17 protein-coding genes, 1 tRNA gene and 1 other RNA gene are annotated in these 19,446 nt (G+C 64.0%); 8 read left to right on the top strand and 11 right to left on the bottom strand.

The genetic code is table 11. The features are described from left to right. Window positions 1-28: 28 nt before the first annotated feature. On the bottom strand, window positions 29-499 hold the full coding sequence (locus tag AB0N65_RS00770) for a MarR family transcriptional regulator (protein WP_364156317.1): 471 nt from the start codon (window positions 497-499) through the stop codon (window positions 29-31). A 118-nt stretch (window positions 500-617) separates the two neighbouring features. Here AB0N65_RS00770 and AB0N65_RS00765 point away from each other — a divergent pair, with 118 nt between their 5' ends. The 4 genes from AB0N65_RS00765 to AB0N65_RS00750 all read left to right on the top strand — a co-directional run bounded on the left by AB0N65_RS00765 (window position 618) and on the right by AB0N65_RS00750 (window position 1,906). Then, window positions 618-842, top strand: coding sequence for a hypothetical protein (locus AB0N65_RS00765; RefSeq protein WP_364156315.1), 225 nt, complete (start codon window positions 618-620; stop codon window positions 840-842). Between the two features lie 146 nt (window positions 843-988). Beyond that, window positions 989-1,219 carry a hypothetical protein gene (locus AB0N65_RS00760; RefSeq protein ID WP_364156312.1) on the top strand — a complete coding sequence of 77 codons (231 nt, stop codon included), beginning with the start codon at window positions 989-991 and terminating at the stop codon, window positions 1,217-1,219. A 109-nt stretch (window positions 1,220-1,328) separates the two neighbouring features. Then, window positions 1,329-1,724: a LapA family protein gene (locus tag AB0N65_RS00755; RefSeq protein WP_364156309.1), complete on the top strand. Its 396-nt coding sequence runs from the start codon at window positions 1,329-1,331 to the stop codon at window positions 1,722-1,724. Continuing rightward, window positions 1,721-1,906 carry a hypothetical protein gene (locus AB0N65_RS00750; RefSeq protein ID WP_364156306.1) on the top strand — a complete coding sequence of 62 codons (186 nt, stop codon included), beginning with the start codon at window positions 1,721-1,723 and terminating at the stop codon, window positions 1,904-1,906. The genes AB0N65_RS00755 and AB0N65_RS00750 overlap by 4 nt, the downstream gene beginning before the upstream one ends. Window positions 1,907-2,007: 101 nt before the next feature. Here the strand turns inward: AB0N65_RS00750 and AB0N65_RS00745 are convergent, their stop codons facing one another. Further along, on the bottom strand, window positions 2,008-2,307 hold the full coding sequence (locus tag AB0N65_RS00745; RefSeq protein ID WP_167265137.1) for a DUF4193 domain-containing protein: 300 nt from the start codon (window positions 2,305-2,307) through the stop codon (window positions 2,008-2,010). A gap of 136 nt (window positions 2,308-2,443) precedes the next feature. Further along, the gene (locus AB0N65_RS00740; RefSeq protein WP_364156984.1) at window positions 2,444-3,730 is read right to left on the bottom strand and encodes a DUF222 domain-containing protein; all 1,287 of its coding nucleotides are present in this window, start codon (window positions 3,728-3,730) and stop codon (window positions 2,444-2,446) included. Between the two features lie 167 nt (window positions 3,731-3,897). Here AB0N65_RS00740 and AB0N65_RS00735 point away from each other — a divergent pair, with 167 nt between their 5' ends. After that, the gene (locus AB0N65_RS00735; protein ID WP_364156303.1) at window positions 3,898-4,053 is read left to right on the top strand and encodes a hypothetical protein; all 156 of its coding nucleotides are present in this window, start codon (window positions 3,898-3,900) and stop codon (window positions 4,051-4,053) included. Window positions 4,054-4,416: 363 nt separating this feature from the next. Here AB0N65_RS00735 and AB0N65_RS00730 read toward each other — a convergent pair whose 3' ends face one another. Continuing rightward, window positions 4,417-5,763 carry an aspartate kinase gene (locus AB0N65_RS00730; RefSeq protein WP_364156300.1) on the bottom strand — a complete coding sequence of 449 codons (1,347 nt, stop codon included), beginning with the start codon at window positions 5,761-5,763 and terminating at the stop codon, window positions 4,417-4,419. A 191-nt stretch (window positions 5,764-5,954) separates the two neighbouring features. On the opposite strand from AB0N65_RS00730, the gene AB0N65_RS00725 reads away from it, so the two are divergent. Next, window positions 5,955-7,043 (top strand): hypothetical protein, encoded by a 1,089-nt coding sequence (locus AB0N65_RS00725; protein ID WP_364156298.1) that lies wholly within the window; start codon window positions 5,955-5,957, stop codon window positions 7,041-7,043. A 4-nt stretch (window positions 7,044-7,047) separates the two neighbouring features. On the opposite strand, the gene recR is transcribed toward AB0N65_RS00725, so the two are convergent. The 4 genes from recR to AB0N65_RS00705 all read right to left on the bottom strand — a co-directional run bounded on the left by recR (window position 7,048) and on the right by AB0N65_RS00705 (window position 11,628). Beyond that, entirely contained in the window at window positions 7,048-7,647 is a 600-nt protein-coding gene (gene recR, locus AB0N65_RS00720) for a recombination mediator RecR (protein ID WP_364156295.1), read from the bottom strand. Between the two features lie 72 nt (window positions 7,648-7,719). Next, the gene (locus AB0N65_RS00715; protein WP_364156293.1) at window positions 7,720-11,070 is read right to left on the bottom strand and encodes a DNA polymerase III subunit gamma and tau; all 3,351 of its coding nucleotides are present in this window, start codon (window positions 11,068-11,070) and stop codon (window positions 7,720-7,722) included. A 34-nt stretch (window positions 11,071-11,104) separates the two neighbouring features. Beyond that, an RNA gene (gene ffs, locus AB0N65_RS00710) (signal recognition particle sRNA small type) lies at window positions 11,105-11,201 on the bottom strand. A 103-nt stretch (window positions 11,202-11,304) separates the two neighbouring features. Further along, window positions 11,305-11,628: a hypothetical protein gene (locus AB0N65_RS00705; RefSeq protein ID WP_364156290.1), complete on the bottom strand. Its 324-nt coding sequence runs from the start codon at window positions 11,626-11,628 to the stop codon at window positions 11,305-11,307. 304 nt (window positions 11,629-11,932) lie between these two features. Between AB0N65_RS00705 and AB0N65_RS00700 the strand changes: the two genes are divergently transcribed. Beyond that, window positions 11,933-12,017 (top strand) — tRNA-Ser (locus tag AB0N65_RS00700). Window positions 12,018-12,157: 140 nt separating this feature from the next. Here the strand turns inward: AB0N65_RS00700 and AB0N65_RS00695 are convergent. Next, a complete protein-coding gene (locus AB0N65_RS00695; protein WP_364156287.1) occupies window positions 12,158-13,066 on the bottom strand; it encodes a LysR family transcriptional regulator in 909 nt (302 codons plus the stop codon). A 124-nt stretch (window positions 13,067-13,190) separates the two neighbouring features. On the opposite strand from AB0N65_RS00695, the gene AB0N65_RS00690 reads away from it, so the two are divergent. After that, the gene (locus tag AB0N65_RS00690) at window positions 13,191-16,652 is read left to right on the top strand and encodes a bifunctional proline dehydrogenase/L-glutamate gamma-semialdehyde dehydrogenase (protein WP_364156285.1); all 3,462 of its coding nucleotides are present in this window, start codon (window positions 13,191-13,193) and stop codon (window positions 16,650-16,652) included. A gap of 269 nt (window positions 16,653-16,921) precedes the next feature. Here the strand turns inward: AB0N65_RS00690 and AB0N65_RS00685 are convergent, their stop codons facing one another. Both AB0N65_RS00685 and AB0N65_RS00680 read right to left on the bottom strand, forming a co-directional pair. Beyond that, on the bottom strand, window positions 16,922-17,833 hold the full coding sequence (locus AB0N65_RS00685; RefSeq protein WP_364156282.1) for an oxygenase MpaB family protein: 912 nt from the start codon (window positions 17,831-17,833) through the stop codon (window positions 16,922-16,924). A 93-nt stretch (window positions 17,834-17,926) separates the two neighbouring features. Next, window positions 17,927-19,366 carry an MFS transporter gene (locus AB0N65_RS00680; RefSeq protein WP_364156279.1) on the bottom strand — a complete coding sequence of 480 codons (1,440 nt, stop codon included), beginning with the start codon at window positions 19,364-19,366 and terminating at the stop codon, window positions 17,927-17,929. Between the last annotated feature and the right edge of the window lie 80 nt (window positions 19,367-19,446).

Raw genomic sequence — 19,446 nt, 5'->3', positions numbered from 1 at the left:
GAATAGTGAGTCGTTCAGGGAGCAGTAGCTACGAACCGTTGCTGCCTCTTTGTGTGGCCGCGATCAGTCCAGTCATGGCTTGGTGGAGTTTGGCGACTTCTTCCCGGCTGAGCTGCAGCCGTTCGCGGATCTCGCCCGGGACTGCCAACGCCTGCTCACGCAGGGCTGCCCCCTTGTCCGTGAGCATGACGGCCAAGGCGCGCTCGTTGCCGGGCACACGCTCCCTCGTGATGAGCTCAGCCTCTTCCAGCCGGCGGAGCAGGGGAGAGAGCGTTGCGGGCTCGTGAAGGAGTGCCTCGCTGATGTCCTTGAGCGTCCGCGGGCTCCGTTCCCACAGTGCAAGCATCACCAGATACTGGGGGTGCGTGAGTCCCAAACGCTCAAGGACCGGCTTGTAGACGCCAACCACGGTGCGTGAGGCAACCGTCAAAGCGAAGCAGAGTTGCCGTTCCAACAGGAGATCGTCGGTTTCCTGCGTTGTATCGCTGACGGTGGTCATTGCCGTTCTCCTGTTGCTTGGCCTCTGTTGCCGGTGATTAGTTAGTGCACTAATTATTAGCGTACTATGGAGGTGTTGAACCGTCGAAATTGTTGATTCGAAATAAGGAGCCAATCCGGTGGCAAAGGAATCCTTCGCCCAGAAGTTCATGCGTGCAACAGGGAAGCTGCGGGTCATTTTTGGCCCGGCGCACAGCAGCTCCATTGACCATGAGATGACGGAGGACAACCGCAAACTCCTTGCCCAGCGCCAGGCCGAGACGCAGCAGTGGGAAACCCTTCGACGCCCGGACGGCAGCACTTACGTGGTTCCCCGCAATCCGGACGACAAGTCGCTGCGGTAGGGCGGCCCTTCCCTTCGGGACAACCGGGTTTCCAAGGCCTGTTGCCCAGCGCCTTTTTGCCCCTCCGGGCGTAAAATTGCCTCACTAGAACGGCGCGTATGCGCCCTGCCGATTTTTCTCTCTCCCGTCGGAAGGAGGTGAAAAACATGGGACGCAAGTTGGAAGGCTTCCAGCATGTGACCGAGAGGCTGCAGTCCGTCTTTGGACCGGCAACCCACGGCGACACCGACACTCCTGTGGTGCACAAGCATGATGAGTTCGAGACCGCTTCCGAGGCTGACCTGAAGAACTTTGATGTCGAGACGGATTCCGAGGGGCACCATTACGCCGTCCGGAACAATGATCCCGGACCGACCACCACCGACTACTCTTTGTGACCAAGCGTGACCCCGGCCGCCGGTTGCCCGCAGTGGCACTGTCGTGCAGCTAATCAGCATGCTTATCATGTGAAGTGCACGGATGTTTCCGGAACTGAGGGGGCCGTCAATGAGTACTCACGATGACGCTGCAATGGCGCAAGGGGGCCAAGGGCTGCAGGGAGGTCCAGCACAACACAGAGGCCCACAGCGGCCGGACTACACCCAACAGCAGTACCCGACAGCGAGTTCACGGCCCACCCGTACCGCAGCCGTGTGGGCGGCGGTAGCCGTTGGACTGGTGGTCTTGGTCCTGCTAATTGTGTTCTTCGTCCAGAACCAGGACATGGTCACCGTGAGGTTCTTTGGGCTCGAGGGCTCTCTTGCCTTGGGAACCACGCTCTTCATAGCGGCCGTCGGCGGCGGCGTGCTGGTGGCTCTGGCCGGGGGTGCGCGGATCCTTCAACTGAGGATTCTCAACCATCGGCGCCAGCGCTCCATTACCGAGCCGGGTGTTCAGCCGTGACCGACACCCCGGCTGACGACGAGCCCGGCCTCGATGAAGGACTTGACGCGGGAAAGGGGACGCCGGGCCGGCTGGGAGACGCTCTTTCGCCGGTGGTGGCCCCCGAGGATACCGACGAGGAGAGGCTCTCCGAGCCCGGCTCGGACTCTGACGTCGACTCTGATGCGAACAACAAGGAGTAATTAACTGCGGAAGGACCGGAGCACGTGCTCCGGTCCTTCCGCAATTAATCCCGACGGCGGCACTCCCTGACGACGTTCAGACCGCCCGGGTGGTGGTCGTCTTAGCCTTCGCAGTCAGTGCAGTAGGCGACGCCGTCTTTTTCGCGTGCGATCTGTGAGCGGTGACGCACCAGGAAGCACGAGTTGCAGGTGAACTCGTCACTTGCCTGCGGGATGACCTGGATGACCAGTTCTTCAGCGACGATCTCGCCGCCGGGTCCGCTGGCATCAAGGCCATCGGTCTCGTCAAGTTCCAGCACAACACTCTTGGCTGTGGGGGCGCTGGCGGATTGGAGCGCCTGGAGCGACTGCTCCTGGTTCTCTTTAACATCGGTACGGAGTTCGTCGTAATCGGCTGCCACTTGTTTTAATGCCTCTTCGTATTAGGGGAGTTACCGGCTATGCAACGTACAGCATGCCATGAAAATTCCATACCATACCGTAAACAAGACATATGTGGTGAAAACCACGGTAACGCGAGGGAAAAAACGACCACACTCACGGGGGTTTCGTTCCCATCCCTGCCGGCCCGGCATCGGAGGCTTTCGCGCGATGGCCTGGTAGGCGCGGCGCACTTGATCTGTACTTCCTCTTAGCGGGAGTCACTACTTCCAACATATGCCTGCCCGCACTCGGGAGGGTCTTTGCTGACCAGCCTGCGTTTTCCTTGGTGTGATTGCAGGCTTCGCACAGGCCCGCACCGTTTGCCAGGCTGGTGGGACCGTCATTGTGCCAAGGGAGCACATGGTCGATGTGTCGGATGGGCGCATCGCAGTAGGGGGTCCGACAGGTGTCGTCCCGAACCTCTATGAATCTCCGCAAACTCCGCGGGAATAACCGGGCGCGGGAGTCCATTCCTACCAGCTCACCCGTATCCGGGGCAGTGTAAAGGCGACGCAAGAGGACTTTCAGTTCGTCCTGCTGCCCGGGGCCGATACCACCGCCCTCAGCAAGAAGGTCGCGGGCCAAGCCTGCGGGGACGATTCCGTACCCGGCCAGGCGGGCTGGCTCGCTGTCACCTTGGAAAAGGGTCCGGTCAGTCATGACGAGTTGAACTTCCACGCCAGTGATCCCTGGACGACTGCCAGTGATCTGCTCCACCAAGGCATCCGCCATAATCTGTCCGCGGGAGCGGGGGTCCCCGCTCGACCGCAGCCTATCCGCGCGCCGTGTTAGCGCTGCATGCACAGCGACCCCCTGTGCCACCGGCAGCAGGGCCGTCAGGCAAGTCATGGTGTCCGGAACCGGGCGCAGACTTACATGCCGTTCCGATGCAGCGCGGCTGGCGCGCTGGGTTACCGAGCGTGGATCCCGGCGGTACGCGGCCGACTTGGCTGCCGTGATGATGGTCCGGTCCCCAAGGCCTTCAAAAGCTCCACTGTCGGCTGCCAGTTCCTCATCGACGGCGCACCGGTCCTCAGCCGACAAGCAGGCGGTCTCCTTCACCAGGAGGGTGGCCCGCCATTCGTTAAGTTGCCCGGCTTCCAGCGCGGCCATGGTGTGCGGCATCTCTGTAACCAACGCCTTCGCTAGCCCGAGCAAACGCGCGCCCTTAGCCGGCGATTCGCGCCGCGCCAGGGCAATTTGTGCGCCGACACCCTGGCCTTGTTCCGTCACAGGAACGCCGGCCGCGGCCTGGGCTTGGCGCTGTGAGGCATCAAACGCGACGGCGATTCGCGCTTGAGTGCCGGCGATTGCGGATTTCAGTTCCTCAAGTGCCCGGAGCTGATCGATCTGCATGCCGCCGTCCGAGGACACCCGCAGCGATCGCACGGCGGCAGTCATCTCCTGGACGGCAAGCACACCCGAACCAAGCGTCTGCCCGGCCACGCGAGGCTCCTGTACTCCGTCCATGAACCAAGTCTTCCAAGGCGGCCCGCCTATTCCGAGACCCCAAGTGACCTATGTGGATATCCAAGCAGCAAGACCTTCCGAGCGACTGCAGCCTTGGGATGGTCAACGCAGTCATTCAGCGGTTCAACGAATCCGCCATCATGACGAACTTCATCGAAAACGTCTGGCGCGGCTCACAGAACGGGGGAACTGCCGCCCCGCCGCGTGTGCCTGACGATGCCAAGCAACAGCAGAAGGCCTCCGAGCGGTACTAATGCCAATGCGCCGTAAAACAACGCCTTGTCAGCGGGGGCCGCGGAGACGATTTGCCGGAACAGCTCAGGACTGACCGTGGGATCTACGTCGAGACCCAGATCCTCGAACCACATATATCGAGCAAAGGAAGATACTCGGAGAGTGGCTGCGACAGTAAGCCCGACAAAGGCAAGTAGACCGCAGATGAGCGATTTCTGGCAATCGAATTGGCCACGTCATACCTCCCCGAATTGATGGCTATGACGCTACCTTCCGTCCGACGATTTCACTGAATGCAGGTCAGTACGCCCTGGAGAAAGAAGTCCCCGTCCCACAGGGGACGGGGACTTCGTCGAAGGTACTCTCCGTCCTCCAAGCCGTGCCTAGCGGCCGGTACCGCCGTAAACGGTAGCTTCAGCCTCGCCGTCGAGCTCGAAAGCGGCGTGAATGGCGCGAACGGCGTCATCCAGTGCGTCCGCGCTGGTGACCACAGAGATGCGGATTTCCGAGGTGGAGATCATGTCGATGTTGATGCCGGCGTCGGAGAGGGCCTTAAAGAACGTGGCCGAGACGCCCGGGTGGGAGCGCATGCCGGCGCCGATCAGCGACAGTTTGCCGACGTGCTCGTTGTACTCGATGCTCTCGAACCCGATCTGGCCCTCCGCAGCACGCAGGGCGGCCAGTGCGTCAGCACCTTCCACGATGGGAAGGGTGAACGAGATGTCCGTGCGGCCGGTGCCGTGCGTGGACACGTTCTGGACGATCATGTCGATGTTCGAGTGGGCATCGGCGATCACCTGGAAGATCGCCGCCGCCTTGCCCGGGATGTCGGGGACGCCCACCACGGTGACCTTGGCTTCGGACCGGTCGTGTGCAACGCCGGAGATGATTGGCTGCTCCAAGGCAACTCCCTCTTGAATCGTGAACTTTTCATCGGCGCCGGGGATGACCCAGGTGCCCTCGTGCTGGCTGAATGAGGAACGGACGTGCAGCGGCACACCAAAGCGGCGGGCGTACTCCACACACCGGAGGTGCAGGATTTTGGCGCCGGAAGCGGCCAGTTCAAGCATTTCCTCGCTGGAGATGCGGTCGATCTTCTGGGCGGATGACACGACGCGCGGATCCGCGGTGTAGATGCCGTCGACGTCCGTGTAGATTTCGCATACGTCGGCCTCAAGCGCCGCGGCCAATGCCACCGCCGTGGTGTCCGAACCGCCACGCCCCAGCGTTGTGATCTCGTTGGTGCTGCGGCTCATTCCCTGGAATCCGGCCACAATCGCAATGTGTCCCTTGTCCAGCGCAGTGCGGATGCGGTGCGGGTCGACGTCGATGATCCTGGCCTTGCCGTGGATGCCGTCGGTAATCATGCCCGCTTGCGAACCCGTGAATGACTGCGCGGACGCGCCGAACTTGTTGATGGCCATGGCCAGCAGTGCCATGGAAATTCGTTCGCCGGCGGACAACAGCATGTCCATTTCACGGGCGGGGGCCGAGTCCGTTACCTGTGCGGCAAGGTCCAGAAGCTCGTCCGTGGTATCGCCCATGGCGGAAACGACAACGACAACCTCATGGCCGGCCTTCTGCGCATCCACGACACGCTGTGCGACCCGTTTGATGCCATCCGCATCGGCAACCGAGGACCCGCCGAACTTCTGAACGATGAGCTGCTTGGTAATGGCAGCCCCTTCGGACAGCTCGTCGATTTTCACTTCGGTAGTGGGCATAGTCATGCGCGCACCCTCACTGCATCAATAGGGTTCGAACGCGGCACGCCAATTCGGGCACGCCTGCGTAGCTTATTTGGCAAGTTTATCGCCGCGAAGTCTCCTCTCAGGAATTGTGACCACATGGCGGCCAACATTCGCCGTTCCGGCGTCATGCCGCCCGGCGTACCATCCCTCTATGAGCATTGCGTGGTGCCATGGCCAGGGTTCCTGACGAGCCCGCCGTCCCCGGGCCGGCAACGAGCGAAACCGAATATGAAGTCATCGGCGGCGGCATGATCGACGACCGGTTTCCGAGGCACGAGGGAAGCGTCGGGGAGGGCCACGGCTCCCATCCACAGCCCGCGTTTCGCGTCGCGTTCCCTGCCGCGTGGACGGATGCCCGCAGGTCCTTCAGTTCGTGGAAGTTTTGGATAGCCTGCGCTTGTGCCTTGGTTCTTTCGTGGGCGTTGGCTGCTGCCGTGGTTGCTTTCGGCGAAGCCAACGGTTGGTTCGAAACCACCATCCCTAGCGCCATCTACATGCTGACGGCTGCGTGGCTGGCCATAGCCTCTGCCGTTCTTGGTGCAATCTGGGGTTTCCGGAACCCGGCCATCTCACTCCTTGCCGCGGTCATTGCAGCGGCATTTCGCGCGGCTGCCCTCGCAGTGCCGGCAGCGGTTGTATTAGTCGTGGCGGGTGCCAACGTCGGCGGGCCGCTCGCCTTGGCCGGGGCCGCCGTCGTGGTTGTTGTCCTTGAAGTGGTCCTGTTCGGGCTCATTGGCGCCGGCTCCAGGGGAACAGTGAAGCGCACCGTGCCCGCAGTTGTCCTGGTGACGCTGATTGTCGCCTTCCTCTGCGTCGGCAATGTTGTGGCCACCATCATGCTCATCCCGGCCACCATGGGGACGGGACAGGCTTCCGTCCCCGTCAACGTTGAACGCGACGACTCCGGAAGGGTTGTTGCGTACGAATGTGTCGGCCGTCTCCGCCCTGTGGAGGTGGCACACACGGAACGCGTCGCGTGGATGGCCGCGTCCAACCCGGCCCTGCTGTTTGGCAGCCTCGCCGCGGACATAGTCCCCAGGGAACATGACCTCGCTTGGGTGCTGTCGGGGCTTCAAATGGCGGCAGACGGTCCGGACCGCGAGGTCCCGTGCCTCGGCGGCGAGTCAAGCGACGGGCTGGCGCCGCCGGTGCCTGTGGCACTAACGGGCACGGCCGTCCAGATCGGTGTCGCTGCCTTGCTGCTCGTACCAGGGCGTTTGCGATCCTCCCGGCGGATGCCGGCGAAGCCTGCTGCCTGACGCGTTACGCCAACGCGTTGCGGCGGCCCTCGAAGGCCCGTCCCAAGGTGACCTCATCGGCGTACTCAAGGTCTCCGCCAACAGGAAGTCCCGAGGCCAAACGCGTCACGGTGATGCCGATGGTCTTGAGCATGCGGGCCAGGTACGTGGCAGTGGCCTCGCCCTCTAGGTTGGGGTCCGTGGCGATGATGATTTCCTGGATGGCGCCATCATTGAGGCGTGTGAGCAATTCCCTGATTCGCAGTTGCTCCGGACCGATACCGGCAATGGGGTTAATAGCCCCGCCCAGCACGTGGTACCTGCCGCGGAACGTCCGGGTGCGTTCTACGGCCAAGACGTCTTTCGACTCCTCCACGACGCAGATGACCGAAGGATCGCGCCGTGGGTCGCGGCAGATGTTGCAGGTCTCCTGTTCGGTGACGTTGAAGCACATGGAACAGAATTTCACGCGCTCCTTCACCGTGGTGATGGCTGCAACCAGGCGCTTCATGTCCTCGGGATCGGCCTCGAGGATGTGGAAAGCCAGGCGCTGCGCCGACTTTGGGCCCACGCCGGGAAGCCGGCCGAGCTCGTCAATCAGCTCTTGAACTGCACCTTCGTACAAAATGTCCTCGTTTGTTCGATATTAACTTCAGTGCGACCCACCGTGCGGGCTCACAGTGCGCATTCGCGGAAATCAGCGCATCTGCAGCGGCGAACCGTCCAAGGCACGCTCTTCGATCAGCTTTCCGCCCAGAATACGCTCCACTGCGGCACGCCCAAAGACCCGCGATTCCTCAATGGTTTCGTCCTCGGGGCTGGGGATGTCCTCTGGTGTATTGTCCGGTTGCGCCGGCGTCCGCGCGGGTGCCTGCACACGCCCCATTTGGGCTTCGGGGCTGTTGGTCAGCCGCTGATACAGGCTCTGGCGTCCGGAAGGACTGCCCGACGGCGCGCCCTCCTCAAGCGTCGCGACGGAGCCTCGCGCTTCCGGGGCAGCAGTAGCTGCCGGCCAGGCCGACGGCGCAGGTGCGGTAGCCGGCGCGGTCCCGTGGGCTGGTGCAGTTGCCGGCCAGCTCGACGGCGGTGCGACGTCCCAGCCCGAGGAACCGTTCTGCTCGGCACTGGTCGGGCGGCCGTAAGTCGTCGCCGGATTCCGGGCCGCGATTGCTGCCGGTGCCGTGCCTGTCGCCTGGGCTGTTCCAGGAACTTGCGCAGCGGCTGGTTCGTAGTCAGCTTTCGCGGTTGTGTCCGCGTCGGTTGTGCTCGGCGCGTCAGCCGGGCGTTTGCCGACGTTTGACTCCGTGCCCACAACCCAGGTTCCGGGTGCCTGTTCAACTGCCCGGGACCATGGGTCATGGGAGGTGTCGGGGGCTTGGCCGGCGGATTGGAAGGGTTCCGGAGCGGGGGTCTCGCCGGATGGGGCTGCTGGGGTCGCGTACGCTGTTGCCGCACGATTGCCGGTAGCGGGACGCGACTGCTGAGTTGCCTCCGGGTATCGGGGCGACGGCTCCCAGTCTGCCGGCGGTTCCTCTTCCAGTGGTGGAGCGTCTTCGTCGAGAGGAGGGCCCCAATCGTCATCCGGGTACGAGTAGTCACCCTGAGACTTCAGCGCCGGTTCCGGTGCTTGGGCGTTTTCCTGCTGCAGAGGCCCTCCAGCCGGAGCGCGTCGATCCGCTGATGGCGCGGCGGCCGCTGAGGGCCCCGTGGCCGGTGGGGTTGCCGCAGCCGGTTGGGTTGCCGACGAACCAGGCTGTGACGAACCAGACTGTGATGCCGCTTGCGGCGCGGTTTCCTGCGGAGCTGGTGCCTGCGGTGAAGCTGTCACATCCGCTGGCCACGGAGCCGCTCGATTCGTCTGTTCCGTGTCTGCCGAACCAGCCACGGCGTGCGGTGACACGCCAGCGGCTGGGCGTGCCGCCGTCGGGGGTTCAACTTGGGAGGCAGCGGATGCCGGAGTACTTCCGGCATGCGCCGGTACAGCCGGCGCCAAGCCCCACGCAGAATCAACCGATGACACGCGGTTGGGCGATTGGGGTGCTTCGGCGGGCGATGTTTCGTTCGGCGTAGCCGGGGCATTCCGGCTAGTAGGTGCTTTTGGGTTTGGCTCAGAGCTCGCTGAGCTGTTGCCGCCCGCCACTGCGACTATCTGGCAATCGATGCCGATGGTCTTGTGGATTGCCTGTCGAAGGTTCTCGGAGTGGTCCGCACGCCCGAAGGCACCAGCCAACCCGGCAGTGGTGAAGGCAAGGGTGAGAACCTGGCCGTCGAACTGTGCAACTTGCGCGTTCGGCTCGACCAAGGCCCAGGTGCTGCGTTTGATTTTGGTCAGCGTCTGGAGAATCTCGGGCCAGGCACGCCGGAGTGCCTCAACGTCCCCGCCGCCTGCCGGAGCCGCCGTGGGGGCAGCTGTGGGCGGTTGCTGCCCAGGCGCTATGCCAGGTTTACTAACGGCAGGTTGAGCAACGGCAGGTTGCGCCACGTCAGGTTGAGCCATGGCAGGTTGCGCCGCCGCGGGTTGAGGCGCGCGCGGCGACTCCGCCTGCGCAACTGGGGGAGCGGCCTGCCGTGACGGAGCCGTTGCCTGCGCGGCAGGGCGATCTTCAACGGGCCAATCGTTGGTCGAAAGGCGCGGAGGTGTGAGGGCCTCGCGGGAAGCAGCGGCTGTCGCCGTCTCCTGCACTGGGCCTTGTTCCTGCGCTGGGCGCTGTTCCTGCACAGAGGAAGCCGGAGGAACCGTCGCAGCCGGAGGCTCTGGTGCGGCTTGGCGAACTGGTGCAACAGCCGCGGGTGCCGCCCCGGCAGAAGAACCTGCAGCCGGCGAAGAAGCCGCAGCTGCAGGAGCGGCCGCAGCGGTAACCGGGGTGCCGGCGTCGCCCGCGTAATTCAGGCGGCGTTCCACACGATCAATACGTGCAGCGATACCCCGCTCTGTTTGCTCGGAACTGGGCAGCAGGATCCGTGCACAGAGAAGTTCCAGGTGCAGCCTCGGTGAGGTTGCCCCGGTCATTTCCGTGAGGGCAGTGTTGGTGACGTCTGCGGCACGGGAGAGTTCAGCCGCACCCAGGTTTGTGGCCTGGTTACGCATGCGGGCGATCTGGTCCTCCGGCATGCCGCGGAGGATTGCCTGCGCGCTTTCGGGCATCGCCTGGACGATGATGAGGTCCCGGAATCGCTCCAACAGGTCTTCAACGAAGCGCCGAGGATCGTGGCCGGTCTGGATCACTCGGTCCACGGCACGGAAAACCGTGGCCGCATCCGCGGCAGCAACGGCGTCCACGACATCGTCCAACAGGGAAGCGTGCGTGTAGCCGAGCAGGGCCACGGCGAGCTCATAGTCGAGCCCGTTGGGCCCGGCACCTGCCATGAGCTGGTCCAACACGGAGAGGGTATCGCGGACCGAACCGCCACCGGCCCGGATAACGAGGGACAGCACGCCCGGAGCTACGGGAACGTTCTCCTGGCGGCACAGCAGTTCGAGGTAGTTCATGAGCGGCTCGGGCGGGACCAGCCGGAAGGGGTAGTGGTGCGTGCGCGAGCGGATAGTGCCGATGACTTTGTCCGGCTCGGTGGTGGCGAAGATGAACTTGATGTGTTCCGGCGGCTCTTCGACGATTTTCAACAGCGCGTTGAAGCCCGCGGACGTGACCATGTGGGCTTCGTCGATGATGAAGATCTTGTAGCGGTCCCTGACAGGGGCGAACGTTGCGCGCTCGCGGAGGTCACGGGCGTCGTCAACGCCACCGTGGCTGGCGGCGTCGATTTCGATGACATCCAGGGAGCCCGAGCCGCCGCGCGCGAGCTCGACGCAACTGGGGCACTTGCCGCAAGGAGTGTCCGTGGGGCCCTCGGCGCAGTTCAGGCAGCGGGCCAGAATGCGCGCGGACGTCGTCTTTCCGCAGCCACGAGGTCCCGAAAAGAGGTAGGCGTGGTTCACGCGGTTCTTGCGGAGCGCCGTCATCAGCGGCTCTGTGACGTGTTCCTGCCCGATAACGTCCGCGAAAGAGTCCGGGCGATACCTTCGGTACAGGGCAGTAGTAACAGTCACAGGGGAAACCTACCTATAGGGACTGACATTTTAAATAAGAGACCCCTCATGCACCCGCCAGAGCCCATCTACCCTTGCTACCTTCCGGTCCTGGGGGAGTTCAACAGGATGACGCCACATGAGGGGCCGTCGACAAGCTTACCCGAACTTAGTTCGGGGTTCGAATCGGCTCCTGAGGCTGTGGAAAACGCTCGACGGCGGGTGGCGGGGTTGGGTGCAGGCCCTTGAGATGGATCACCGCCACCCATTCACCGCCCACGTCATGAAGGCCGGCTCCTCATAAGGGTGCGCCGCCCGCAAAGCCAGCACCACGCCGTCGAGCATGTCTCCGGCAACCACGCACTCAACCCGGATTTCCGGAACCTGCTCCTCACTGCCTACGTCACCGATGAAGGGCGAAGCGCCCGGCAGGGGAGTGAAATGACCCGTTCCCGGCGAGGTGAACGCGCAGTGCGAGTAGTCCCCGATCCGGCCCGCGCCGGCGTCGCCGATTGCCTTCAAAACCGAATCAACATGATCGACGGGCACGTAAACCACCAGGGCATGCAGCTGCGTCATGGAAACATCCTGTCAGTAACTTGGGCCTAAAGACGCTTTGACCATTGCATATCCGCCAACCACAGCGGACCATAAGTATGTACACCGATTGGGGCAATCTCCAGATTGTGAGCTGCGGGGCCTGGGCAAGAGGGGCCGGACCCGGCAGCTCAACGGTGATACCGCAAGAATGGGCGCGTTGGGGGCGTCCATTTTTCCGTTAAGGGCAGCGCCTTTTTTGAAGGTGCGCCGGGGATGAATCCGTGCGATTGGGCGATGCTGAAATTCTCAGGTACAGTAGTATCTGCTTTCGATTCGGAAGCAAGGAGAATTCGCCTAGCGGCCTATGGCGCACGCCTGGAACGCGTGTTGGGTTAACGCCCTCGGGGGTTCAAATCCCCCATTCTCCGCGGTTGGCCCCGGTCCTCGGACCGGGGCCTTTTGCATTCCCGGGGACACTCGCGTTCGGTGTCGCCAGGGAGATGGACTGGCGACACCCAAATCCGGGAGTCCCGCACGAATTTGCGCGTCGCCAGCCAGCCGAGCCCGCCTAAGCGTCGGCCTGTTGCGCTCCCGCCACCCGTTCCAGCACCTCGCGGCAGGCCAGGATCGCGGGATGGATGCGGCCGGCAGTGCGCGTTGACGTGAAGACTGTGCGCTTGGGAAGGCCGGGCAGATCCAGCAGCTGCACGGGTCGTGACATGCCGGTCCACACGAGGTCCGGCATGAGGGCGACGGCGTTCCCGGATTCAATGAGCCGGATTTGGGCTTGGAGGTCAGCTGTTTCGTAGCGCACATCGGGTTCGAAGCCGGCGGACCTGCAGGCCTGCTCGGCCCAATGACGTGAAGCTGCGCCGCGGGGCTCCATCACCCAGGGCATGGAGGCGGTGTCAGCCAGCGTGGTCACGGCCTCGCCGCCGAGACCCACGGGAGGGGTGGCCAGCCGGATGGCGTCGCTCGTGAGGGTGGCACGGTCCAACCCGGGGTGGTGGGGTGCCGCGTGTCCCGGGTATTGCTCCGCCACGACGATGTCGAAGTCGCGTGCCCAGGTTTCGTAGAGCGCCGTCTCGGGCTCCCGCTGGGTCATTTCAACCCGCACTTCCGGATATTCAGCCCGCATGATCGTCAGGAACTCGGGCAGCAGCGCCAGTGCCGCGGACTGGAACACCGCCAGCCGGACTGTTCCAGTGACCATGGACAGTGAGGCGGCGAGGTCGGTTTCTGCACGTTCCAAGGTCTCAAGCAGGTCCGCCGTATGAGCCACCAGGATCTCGGCCTGGGGTGTCAATTGCACCCGACGGCCCGCTTTTCGCAACAGTTCCACCCCGGCTTCCTTCTCCAGGAGGGTTAGCTGCTGGGAAACGGAAGAAGGGCTGTATTGCATCGCGTCGGCCACCTCGGCGAGGGTTCCCCGGATCTTCAATTCGTGCAGTAAACGCAGTCTGCGGACGTCCAGCACGGCGGCCTCCAAAACATCGGGATGAGTAATGAATATTCGTCAGAAAAGATCGCTTTTCCTAACGTGATTGTAGATCCATACTGATGGAAAGAAACAAACTTCTCCGTCCCAGAAGGAGCCCCCCATGACCAGCACCCTCCCGGATGCGACCTCCCCGCGCACCCAGGATTCCGGGCAGTTCGACGCTTTGGCCCAGGAAGCCATTGCCTTGGTCCGTCACTGGCTGACCGAAGCCGGCAAGATTCCTGTTGATGTCTCGGCCCAGCGCCTTGCCGGCGTCCTGAAGGACCCGAACGGCCTGGACTTCACTGTCGGATTCGTCGACGGCGTCATCCGCCCTGAGGACCTGGCCGTCGCCGGCCGTAAACTCGCCGAGCTGGCACCCAAGGTGCCGAAGTTCCTGCCGTGGTACATGCGCAGCGCTGTCCGGGTGGGCGGTGTCATGGCGCCGATCATGCCGCAGGTTGTCATCCCGATTGCCCGCCGCGTGCTCCGCGAGATGGTGGGCCACTTGATCGTGGACGCCACCGACGCGAAGCTGGGTCCGGCGATCGCGAAGATCCGCCAGGACGGCGTGCACCTGAACGTCAACCTCCTGGGCGAAGCGGTTCTGGGCGAGCATGAGGCACAGCGCCGGCTGGACGGCACCCTGAAGCTGCTGGCCCGCGAGGACGTGGACTACGTCTCCATCAAGGAATCCTCCACGGTGGCCCCGCACTCTCCGTGGGCTTTCGACGAAGCCGTCGACCACGTGGTGGAGAAGCTCACGCCGCTGTATCGCCTGGCCGCGTCCTTCCCCAAGCCCAAGTTCATCAACCTGGACATGGAGGAATACAAGGACCTGAGCATGACCATCGCCGTGTTCAAGCGGATCCTGGACATGCCCGAGTTCAAGAACCTGGAGGCCGGCATCGTCCTCCAGGCCTACCTCCCCGACGCGCTCGGTGCCATGCAGGAACTCCAGGAATGGGCCACGGAACGCCGTGCCCAGGGCGGCGCGCCCATCAAGGTCCGCGTAGTCAAGGGTGCCAACCTGCCCATGGAACAGGTGGAAGCCTCCCTGCACGATTGGCCGCTGGCTACGTGGGGCACCAAGCAGGACTCAGACACCAGCTACAAGAACGTCATCAACTACGCCCTCACCCCGGAGCACGTTGACGCTGTCCGCATCGGTGTTGCCGGCCACAACCTCTTCGATGTTGCCTTCGCCTGGCTGCTGGCCAAGCAGCGCGGTGTCACCGAGGGCATTGAGTTCGAGATGCTTCTGGGCATGGCGACCGGCCAGGCAACGGCTGTGCGCAAGGATGTCGGCAGCCTGCTCCTTTACACGCCGGTGGTTCATCCGGGTGAGTTCGACGTCGCCATCGCGTACCTGATCCGCCGCCTTGAAGAGGGCGCCAGCCAGGAAAACTTCATGTCCGCGGTCTTCGAACTCAGCGAGAACGAGGCCCTGTTCAAGCGCGAACAGCAGCGCTTCCTGGACTCGCTCGCGAACCTGAGCGAGGAGGTTCCGGAGCCGAACCGCAAGCAGGACCGCCGCCTCCCCGCCGAGCCCGCCCCGACCGAGGGCTTCCGCAACACCCCGGACACGGACCCTGCCCTGCCGGCCAACCGTGCCTGGGGCCGCGACATTCTCAAGCGCATCCCCGGTTCCACCGCGGGCAACAAGATCGTGGAGTCCACCAAAGTCTCCGACGCTGCCGAACTCGAAGGCATCATCACCACCGCCGTCGAAGCAGGCAAGGCCTGGGGTGCCCGCCCCGCCGCCGAGCGCGCCGCGATCCTGCACCGCGCCGGCGAGGTCCTCGAGGCCCGCCGCGCCGAGCTCCTTGAGGTCATGGCCTCAGAAACGGGCAAGACCATCGACCAAGGCGATCCCGAGGTCAGCGAAGCAATCGACTTCGCGCACTATTACGCCGAGCGCGCCAAGGACCTGGAAACGGTCGACGGCGCCACGTTCGTCCCAGCGAACCTCACCGTGGTGACCCCGCCGTGGAACTTCCCGGTGGCGATCCCCGCCGGCTCGACCCTTGCGGCACTCGCCTCAGGTTCCGCCGTCGTGATCAAGCCCGCAAAGCAGGCCCGCCGCTCCGGTTCCGTCATGGTCGATGCGCTGTGGGAAGCCGGAGTCCCCAAGGACGTGCTGGCGCTCGTTCAGCTCGAAGAGCGGGACCTCGGCACCCAGCTGGTTTCGCACCCGAGTGTGGACCGTGTCATCCTCACCGGTGGTTACGAAACCGCGCAGCTGTTCCGTTCCTTCCGCCAGGATCTGCCGCTGCTCGCGGAGACCTCCGGCAAGAACGCCATCATCGTCACCCCGAGCGCCGACCTTGACCTCGCCGCCAAGGACGTCGTCTACTCGGCATTCGGCCACGCAGGCCAGAAGTGCTCCGCCGCGTCCTTGGTGATCCTGGTGGGCTCGGTGGCGAAAAGCGCCCGTTTCCACAACCAGCTCATCGATGCCGCCCGCTCCCTGACCGTGGGCTACCCGGAGAACGCCACCACCCAGATGGGCCCGATCATCGAGCCCGCCAACGGCAAGCTCCTCAACGCCCTCACCACCCTCGGTGAAGGCGAGGCTTGGGCCATCAAGCCCGAACGCCTGGACGACACCGGCCGCCTGTGGTCCCCGGGCATCCGCTCGGGCGTCAAGCGCGGCTCGTACTTCCACCTGACCGAGTTCTTCGGTCCGGTCCTGGGTGTGATGACCGCCGAGACCCTCGAGGAAGCCATCGCCATCCAGAACGAGATCGAGTACGGCCTCACCGCCGGGCTGCACTCCCTGGACTCCGCGGAGATGGGCGTTTGGCTGGACACCATCCAGGCCGGCAACCTCTACGTCAACCGAGGCATCACCGGCGCAATCGTCCAACGCCAGCCGTTCGGTGGCTGGAAGAAGTCCGCAGTGGGCGCCGGAACCAAGGCCGGTGGACCGAACTACCTGATCGGCCTGGGCAGCTGGGTCCCCGCCGAGGCCAAGGCCAAGCGCGGCACCACGCTCCAGGGCCCGGCCTCGCAGATCCTCACCGCCGCCAAGTCCGCTGACGTGACTGCCGAGGAACTCAAGACCCTTGAACAGGCGCTGTTCAGCGACGCCGCCGCCTGGGAATCCGAGTTCGGCACCCGCAAGGACGTCTCGGCCCTGACCGCCGAGCGCAACGTCTTCCGCTACCGTCCCATCCCGGTCACCATCCGCCTCTCCGAAGGCGAGCGGCTCGCTGAGCTTCTCCGGGTCGTAGCAGCCGGCGCCGTGGCGGGCTCGGCCCTCAAGGTCAGCTCCGCCGTCGCACTTCCAGACGCAGTGGTGAGCGTGTTCGCGAACCTGGGCGTCAGCGTCCGGATCGAGGACGACGCCGCGTGGCTGACCCGCGCAGCAACGTTCGACGCCGGCCGCATCCGCCTGATCGGTGGCGACTTCACCGCGCTGAGCGCGGCCATGGGCGGACGTCCGGACGTAGCGGTCTACCACGGCGCCGTGACCCAGGCCGGCCGCATCGAGATGCTCCCGTTCCTCCGCGAACAGGCCGTCTCCATCACCGCGCACCGCTTCGGCACCCCGAACCACCTCTCGGACCACCTGATCTGACCTTCGGACCACGTAATCCAAACCCACGAAGCCGGGCAGGGCGGGCATTCGCCCACCTGCCCGGCTTCTTCCTTGTTCGGCCTGTACCTCCACGACTTACTTTGGCCGGGAACAACGCCGAAACGCCGAGGATTATGGCTTGTAGACGGGTTTTCGAGCTCAAAGTGGGTCGTGGCGGTACACGTGGCCAGAGCAAACGTGAGTTCGGCTGGCCCAGCCGTGTGGGCCAAGGTTGAAAGCCGACCCCGCTGCTGGCGGAAGTGCCCCCTCTAAACCGCGTAGCCCAGCCTTTGCAGCCGGCGCCTGGCCGCTAGCTCGCTCGGTCCGTGCGAGCCCAACGCTAGCCGGACCATGCCCAGCACAAGCCGTGCCGCGGAAATAGCCGGCAGTGGCACCGGGCCGATGTGCGGACTGCGCAGGCCCAGCATGTTCCGGTACTTGGGTTCGAGGCTTGCGACGGCGGCGGCGAACAGGATGTTGTATCCGGGCTGCAGCAGGGGGCTCAGGGGCGGACGGCGAAGGAACGCAATGGTCTCCGCCAGTCGCTCATCGGAGCGCAGCACGCCGGAATCGAACCAGCGTTCCAATTCCGCCCGCACGTCCGCTTCAGTGAGTGGGGGATTTTCCACGCCCATGAGCCGGCCGGCCTGGGCCCACTCGCGGACGTACGCATCCGGACCGCCGGGAATGGGGCGGCCCCAGATGCGGTTGGCCGTGAGGAAGGAATCTGCATAGGTCACGTGGACCCAGCCGAGCAGTTCGGGGTCGTTGGCGGAATAGCTCCGTTGGGCCCCGGTTCCGTCGATGTAGGTTCCCTTGACATGCTCATGGATTTTCCGGACGCGCATGGTCGCGGCCTCTGCGGCTTCCTTGGAACCATAGGTGACGGTGAAGATCCAACGCACCGTACTTGCCAAGCGTCCCAACGGGTCTTCCTTGAAACCGGAGTGTTCGTAGACCCCGGCCAGGGCTCCCGGATGCAGCGACTGCATCAACAGGACGCGGATGCCGGCCACGATAGTGGCCATGGAACCGTGGACCGCCCAGACGGCCGATCCCGGAAGGTGATATCCGGCGTCGTTCCCTTCAGCCAGCCGCGGGACCCACTCAGGCGGGGTTCCGGACGTTCCCGTGAACGTCCGTTGGAGATCATGCCTGTACTCAGTGAGGAAATGCCTCATAGTCCATTCGACCCCGCAAAGGAGTTTGTGTACAGATCCCGCCCTGTAATCGGCCGATTGATGACGGGCAGGACCTGCACACCGAGCCGCGGGTCAGGCGCGGGTCCTCCGGCGGGCCGGGGCGGCAGCCACCAGCAAGGCGGCAATGGCGACGACGGCACTCAAGATCAGTCCCGGACGGTACTGTTCCAGCATGGTTTGGGCGCTGACGGTCCCCGCTGCGTGTCCATGACCGCTCACCAACGCGGTGGTGACCGCCAGGACCAGTGCAGCTCCGACCTGCGTGCTGGTCTGGATCAGTCCGGCCGCCAGGCCTTGCTCGGAATCGCGGATGCCGGCCGTGGCCTGGACGTTGATGGACGGGAAAGCCAACGCGAAGCCGATGCCCAGGAGGATGACCGAGGGCAGGATGTCCAGCGCGTAGTTCGGTGTTGTGCCCACGCGGAGGAACAGGACGTAGCCCAGGCCAAGAGCGGTGAGGCCGGTGAGGATGAGTTGCGTCGCCCCGAACTTCTCGATGAGCCGGTCCGCGAAGGGCGCACTCGTTGCCACGAGCAGGCCCGCCGGCAGCAGGGCCAGAGCCATACCCAGCGGCGTCCAGCCAAGGACGGACTGCAGGAACATCGTCACGATGAACTGGAAACTGAGGTAGGAGCCGAAGAGTCCCACGGCGCTGAGGTTGGCGCGCGCCACCCAGCCTTCCTTGAGGATCCCGAAGCGGATCAGCGGGTGCTTGACCTTGTTCTCAATCACCGCGAAGGCCGCCAGCACCGCTGCTGAGGCTGCGAATCCGGCGATTGTTGCCACAGATCCCCAGCCCTGCTCGGGTGCTGATACCAAGGTGTAGACAAGGCCGAGCATGCCCACAGCGAGGGTTACGGCGCCCCAGATATCGTGCCCGCTGTTTTCGGCGGAGGGCTTGTCCTTGGGAATGAACTTGATGCCCAGGAGGACCACCACCACTGCGATCGGTACCGATACAAGGAACGTCCAACGCCAGCTCAAGCTCGTCATGAGGCCACCCACCACCAGCCCCAGCGAGAATCCGCTGGCGCCGAAGGTGGTGAAGATGGACAGTGCCTTGTTGCGGGCACGCCCCTCAGCGAAGTTGGTGGTGATGATGGAGAAACCCGTGGGTGCTGTGAAGGCGGCGGCGAGGCCCTTCACGAAGCGGGTGGCGATCAGGATCGCTGGATCGTCAACCAGCCCGCCGAGGAGCGACGCTGCGGCAAAGACCGCCAAGGCGATGAGGAATATACGACGGCGGCCCAGCAGGTCCGCAAGCCGCCCACCCAGGAGCAGCAGGCTTCCGTAGCCAAGGACGTAGGCGGAAACGATCCACTGCAGTGAATCGGTACCCAGGTTGAGTTCTTGTCCGATGGAAGGCAGGGCAACGCCAACCATGGAAACGTCCAGCCCATCAAGGGCCAGGACGGTGCAGACAACCAACAGCAGCAGCCACTGGGCACGTGTCCAGCGGACCGCTGAAACCAAGGGTTCGGCAGGGTTTTTGAGGGTGGTGGGTGATGTCATGCGATCAATCTATATGACACGTCATTCAATGACAAGGAATATGACATGGAATATTATGACGTGGATTCAAAGGTCTCCAT

The organism is Paenarthrobacter sp. NPDC089322 (assembly GCF_040684895.1).
Lineage (GTDB): Bacteria > Actinomycetota > Actinomycetes > Actinomycetales > Micrococcaceae > Arthrobacter.
Note: the sequence above shows the minus strand (reverse complement) of the source record. Positions and strands in the feature narration are given on the sequence as shown.

Bases quoted from the DNA above. Each gene is read 5' to 3' on its own strand.
- AB0N65_RS00770 (WP_364156317.1), bottom strand. From the start codon at position 499: ATGACCACCGTCAGCGATACAACGCAGGAAACCGACGATCTCCTGTTG.
- AB0N65_RS00760 (WP_364156312.1), top strand. From the start codon at position 989: ATGGGACGCAAGTTGGAAGGCTTCCAGCATGTGACCGAGAGGCTGCAG.
- AB0N65_RS00755 (WP_364156309.1), top strand. From the start codon at position 1,329: ATGAGTACTCACGATGACGCTGCAATGGCGCAAGGGGGCCAAGGGCTG.
- AB0N65_RS00740 (WP_364156984.1), bottom strand. From the start codon at position 3,730: ATGACTGCCGCCGTGCGATCGCTGCGGGTGTCCTCGGACGGCGGCATG.
- AB0N65_RS00735 (WP_364156303.1), top strand. From the start codon at position 3,898: ATGGTCAACGCAGTCATTCAGCGGTTCAACGAATCCGCCATCATGACG.
- AB0N65_RS00730 (WP_364156300.1), bottom strand. From the start codon at position 5,763: ATGACTATGCCCACTACCGAAGTGAAAATCGACGAGCTGTCCGAAGGG.
- AB0N65_RS00725 (WP_364156298.1), top strand. From the start codon at position 5,955: ATGGCCAGGGTTCCTGACGAGCCCGCCGTCCCCGGGCCGGCAACGAGC.
- AB0N65_RS00705 (WP_364156290.1), bottom strand. From the start codon at position 11,628: ATGACGCAGCTGCATGCCCTGGTGGTTTACGTGCCCGTCGATCATGTT.
- AB0N65_RS00690 (WP_364156285.1), top strand. From the start codon at position 13,191: ATGACCAGCACCCTCCCGGATGCGACCTCCCCGCGCACCCAGGATTCC.
- AB0N65_RS00685 (WP_364156282.1), bottom strand. From the start codon at position 17,833: ATGAGGCATTTCCTCACTGAGTACAGGCATGATCTCCAACGGACGTTC.
- AB0N65_RS00680 (WP_364156279.1), bottom strand. From the start codon at position 19,366: ATGACATCACCCACCACCCTCAAAAACCCTGCCGAACCCTTGGTTTCA.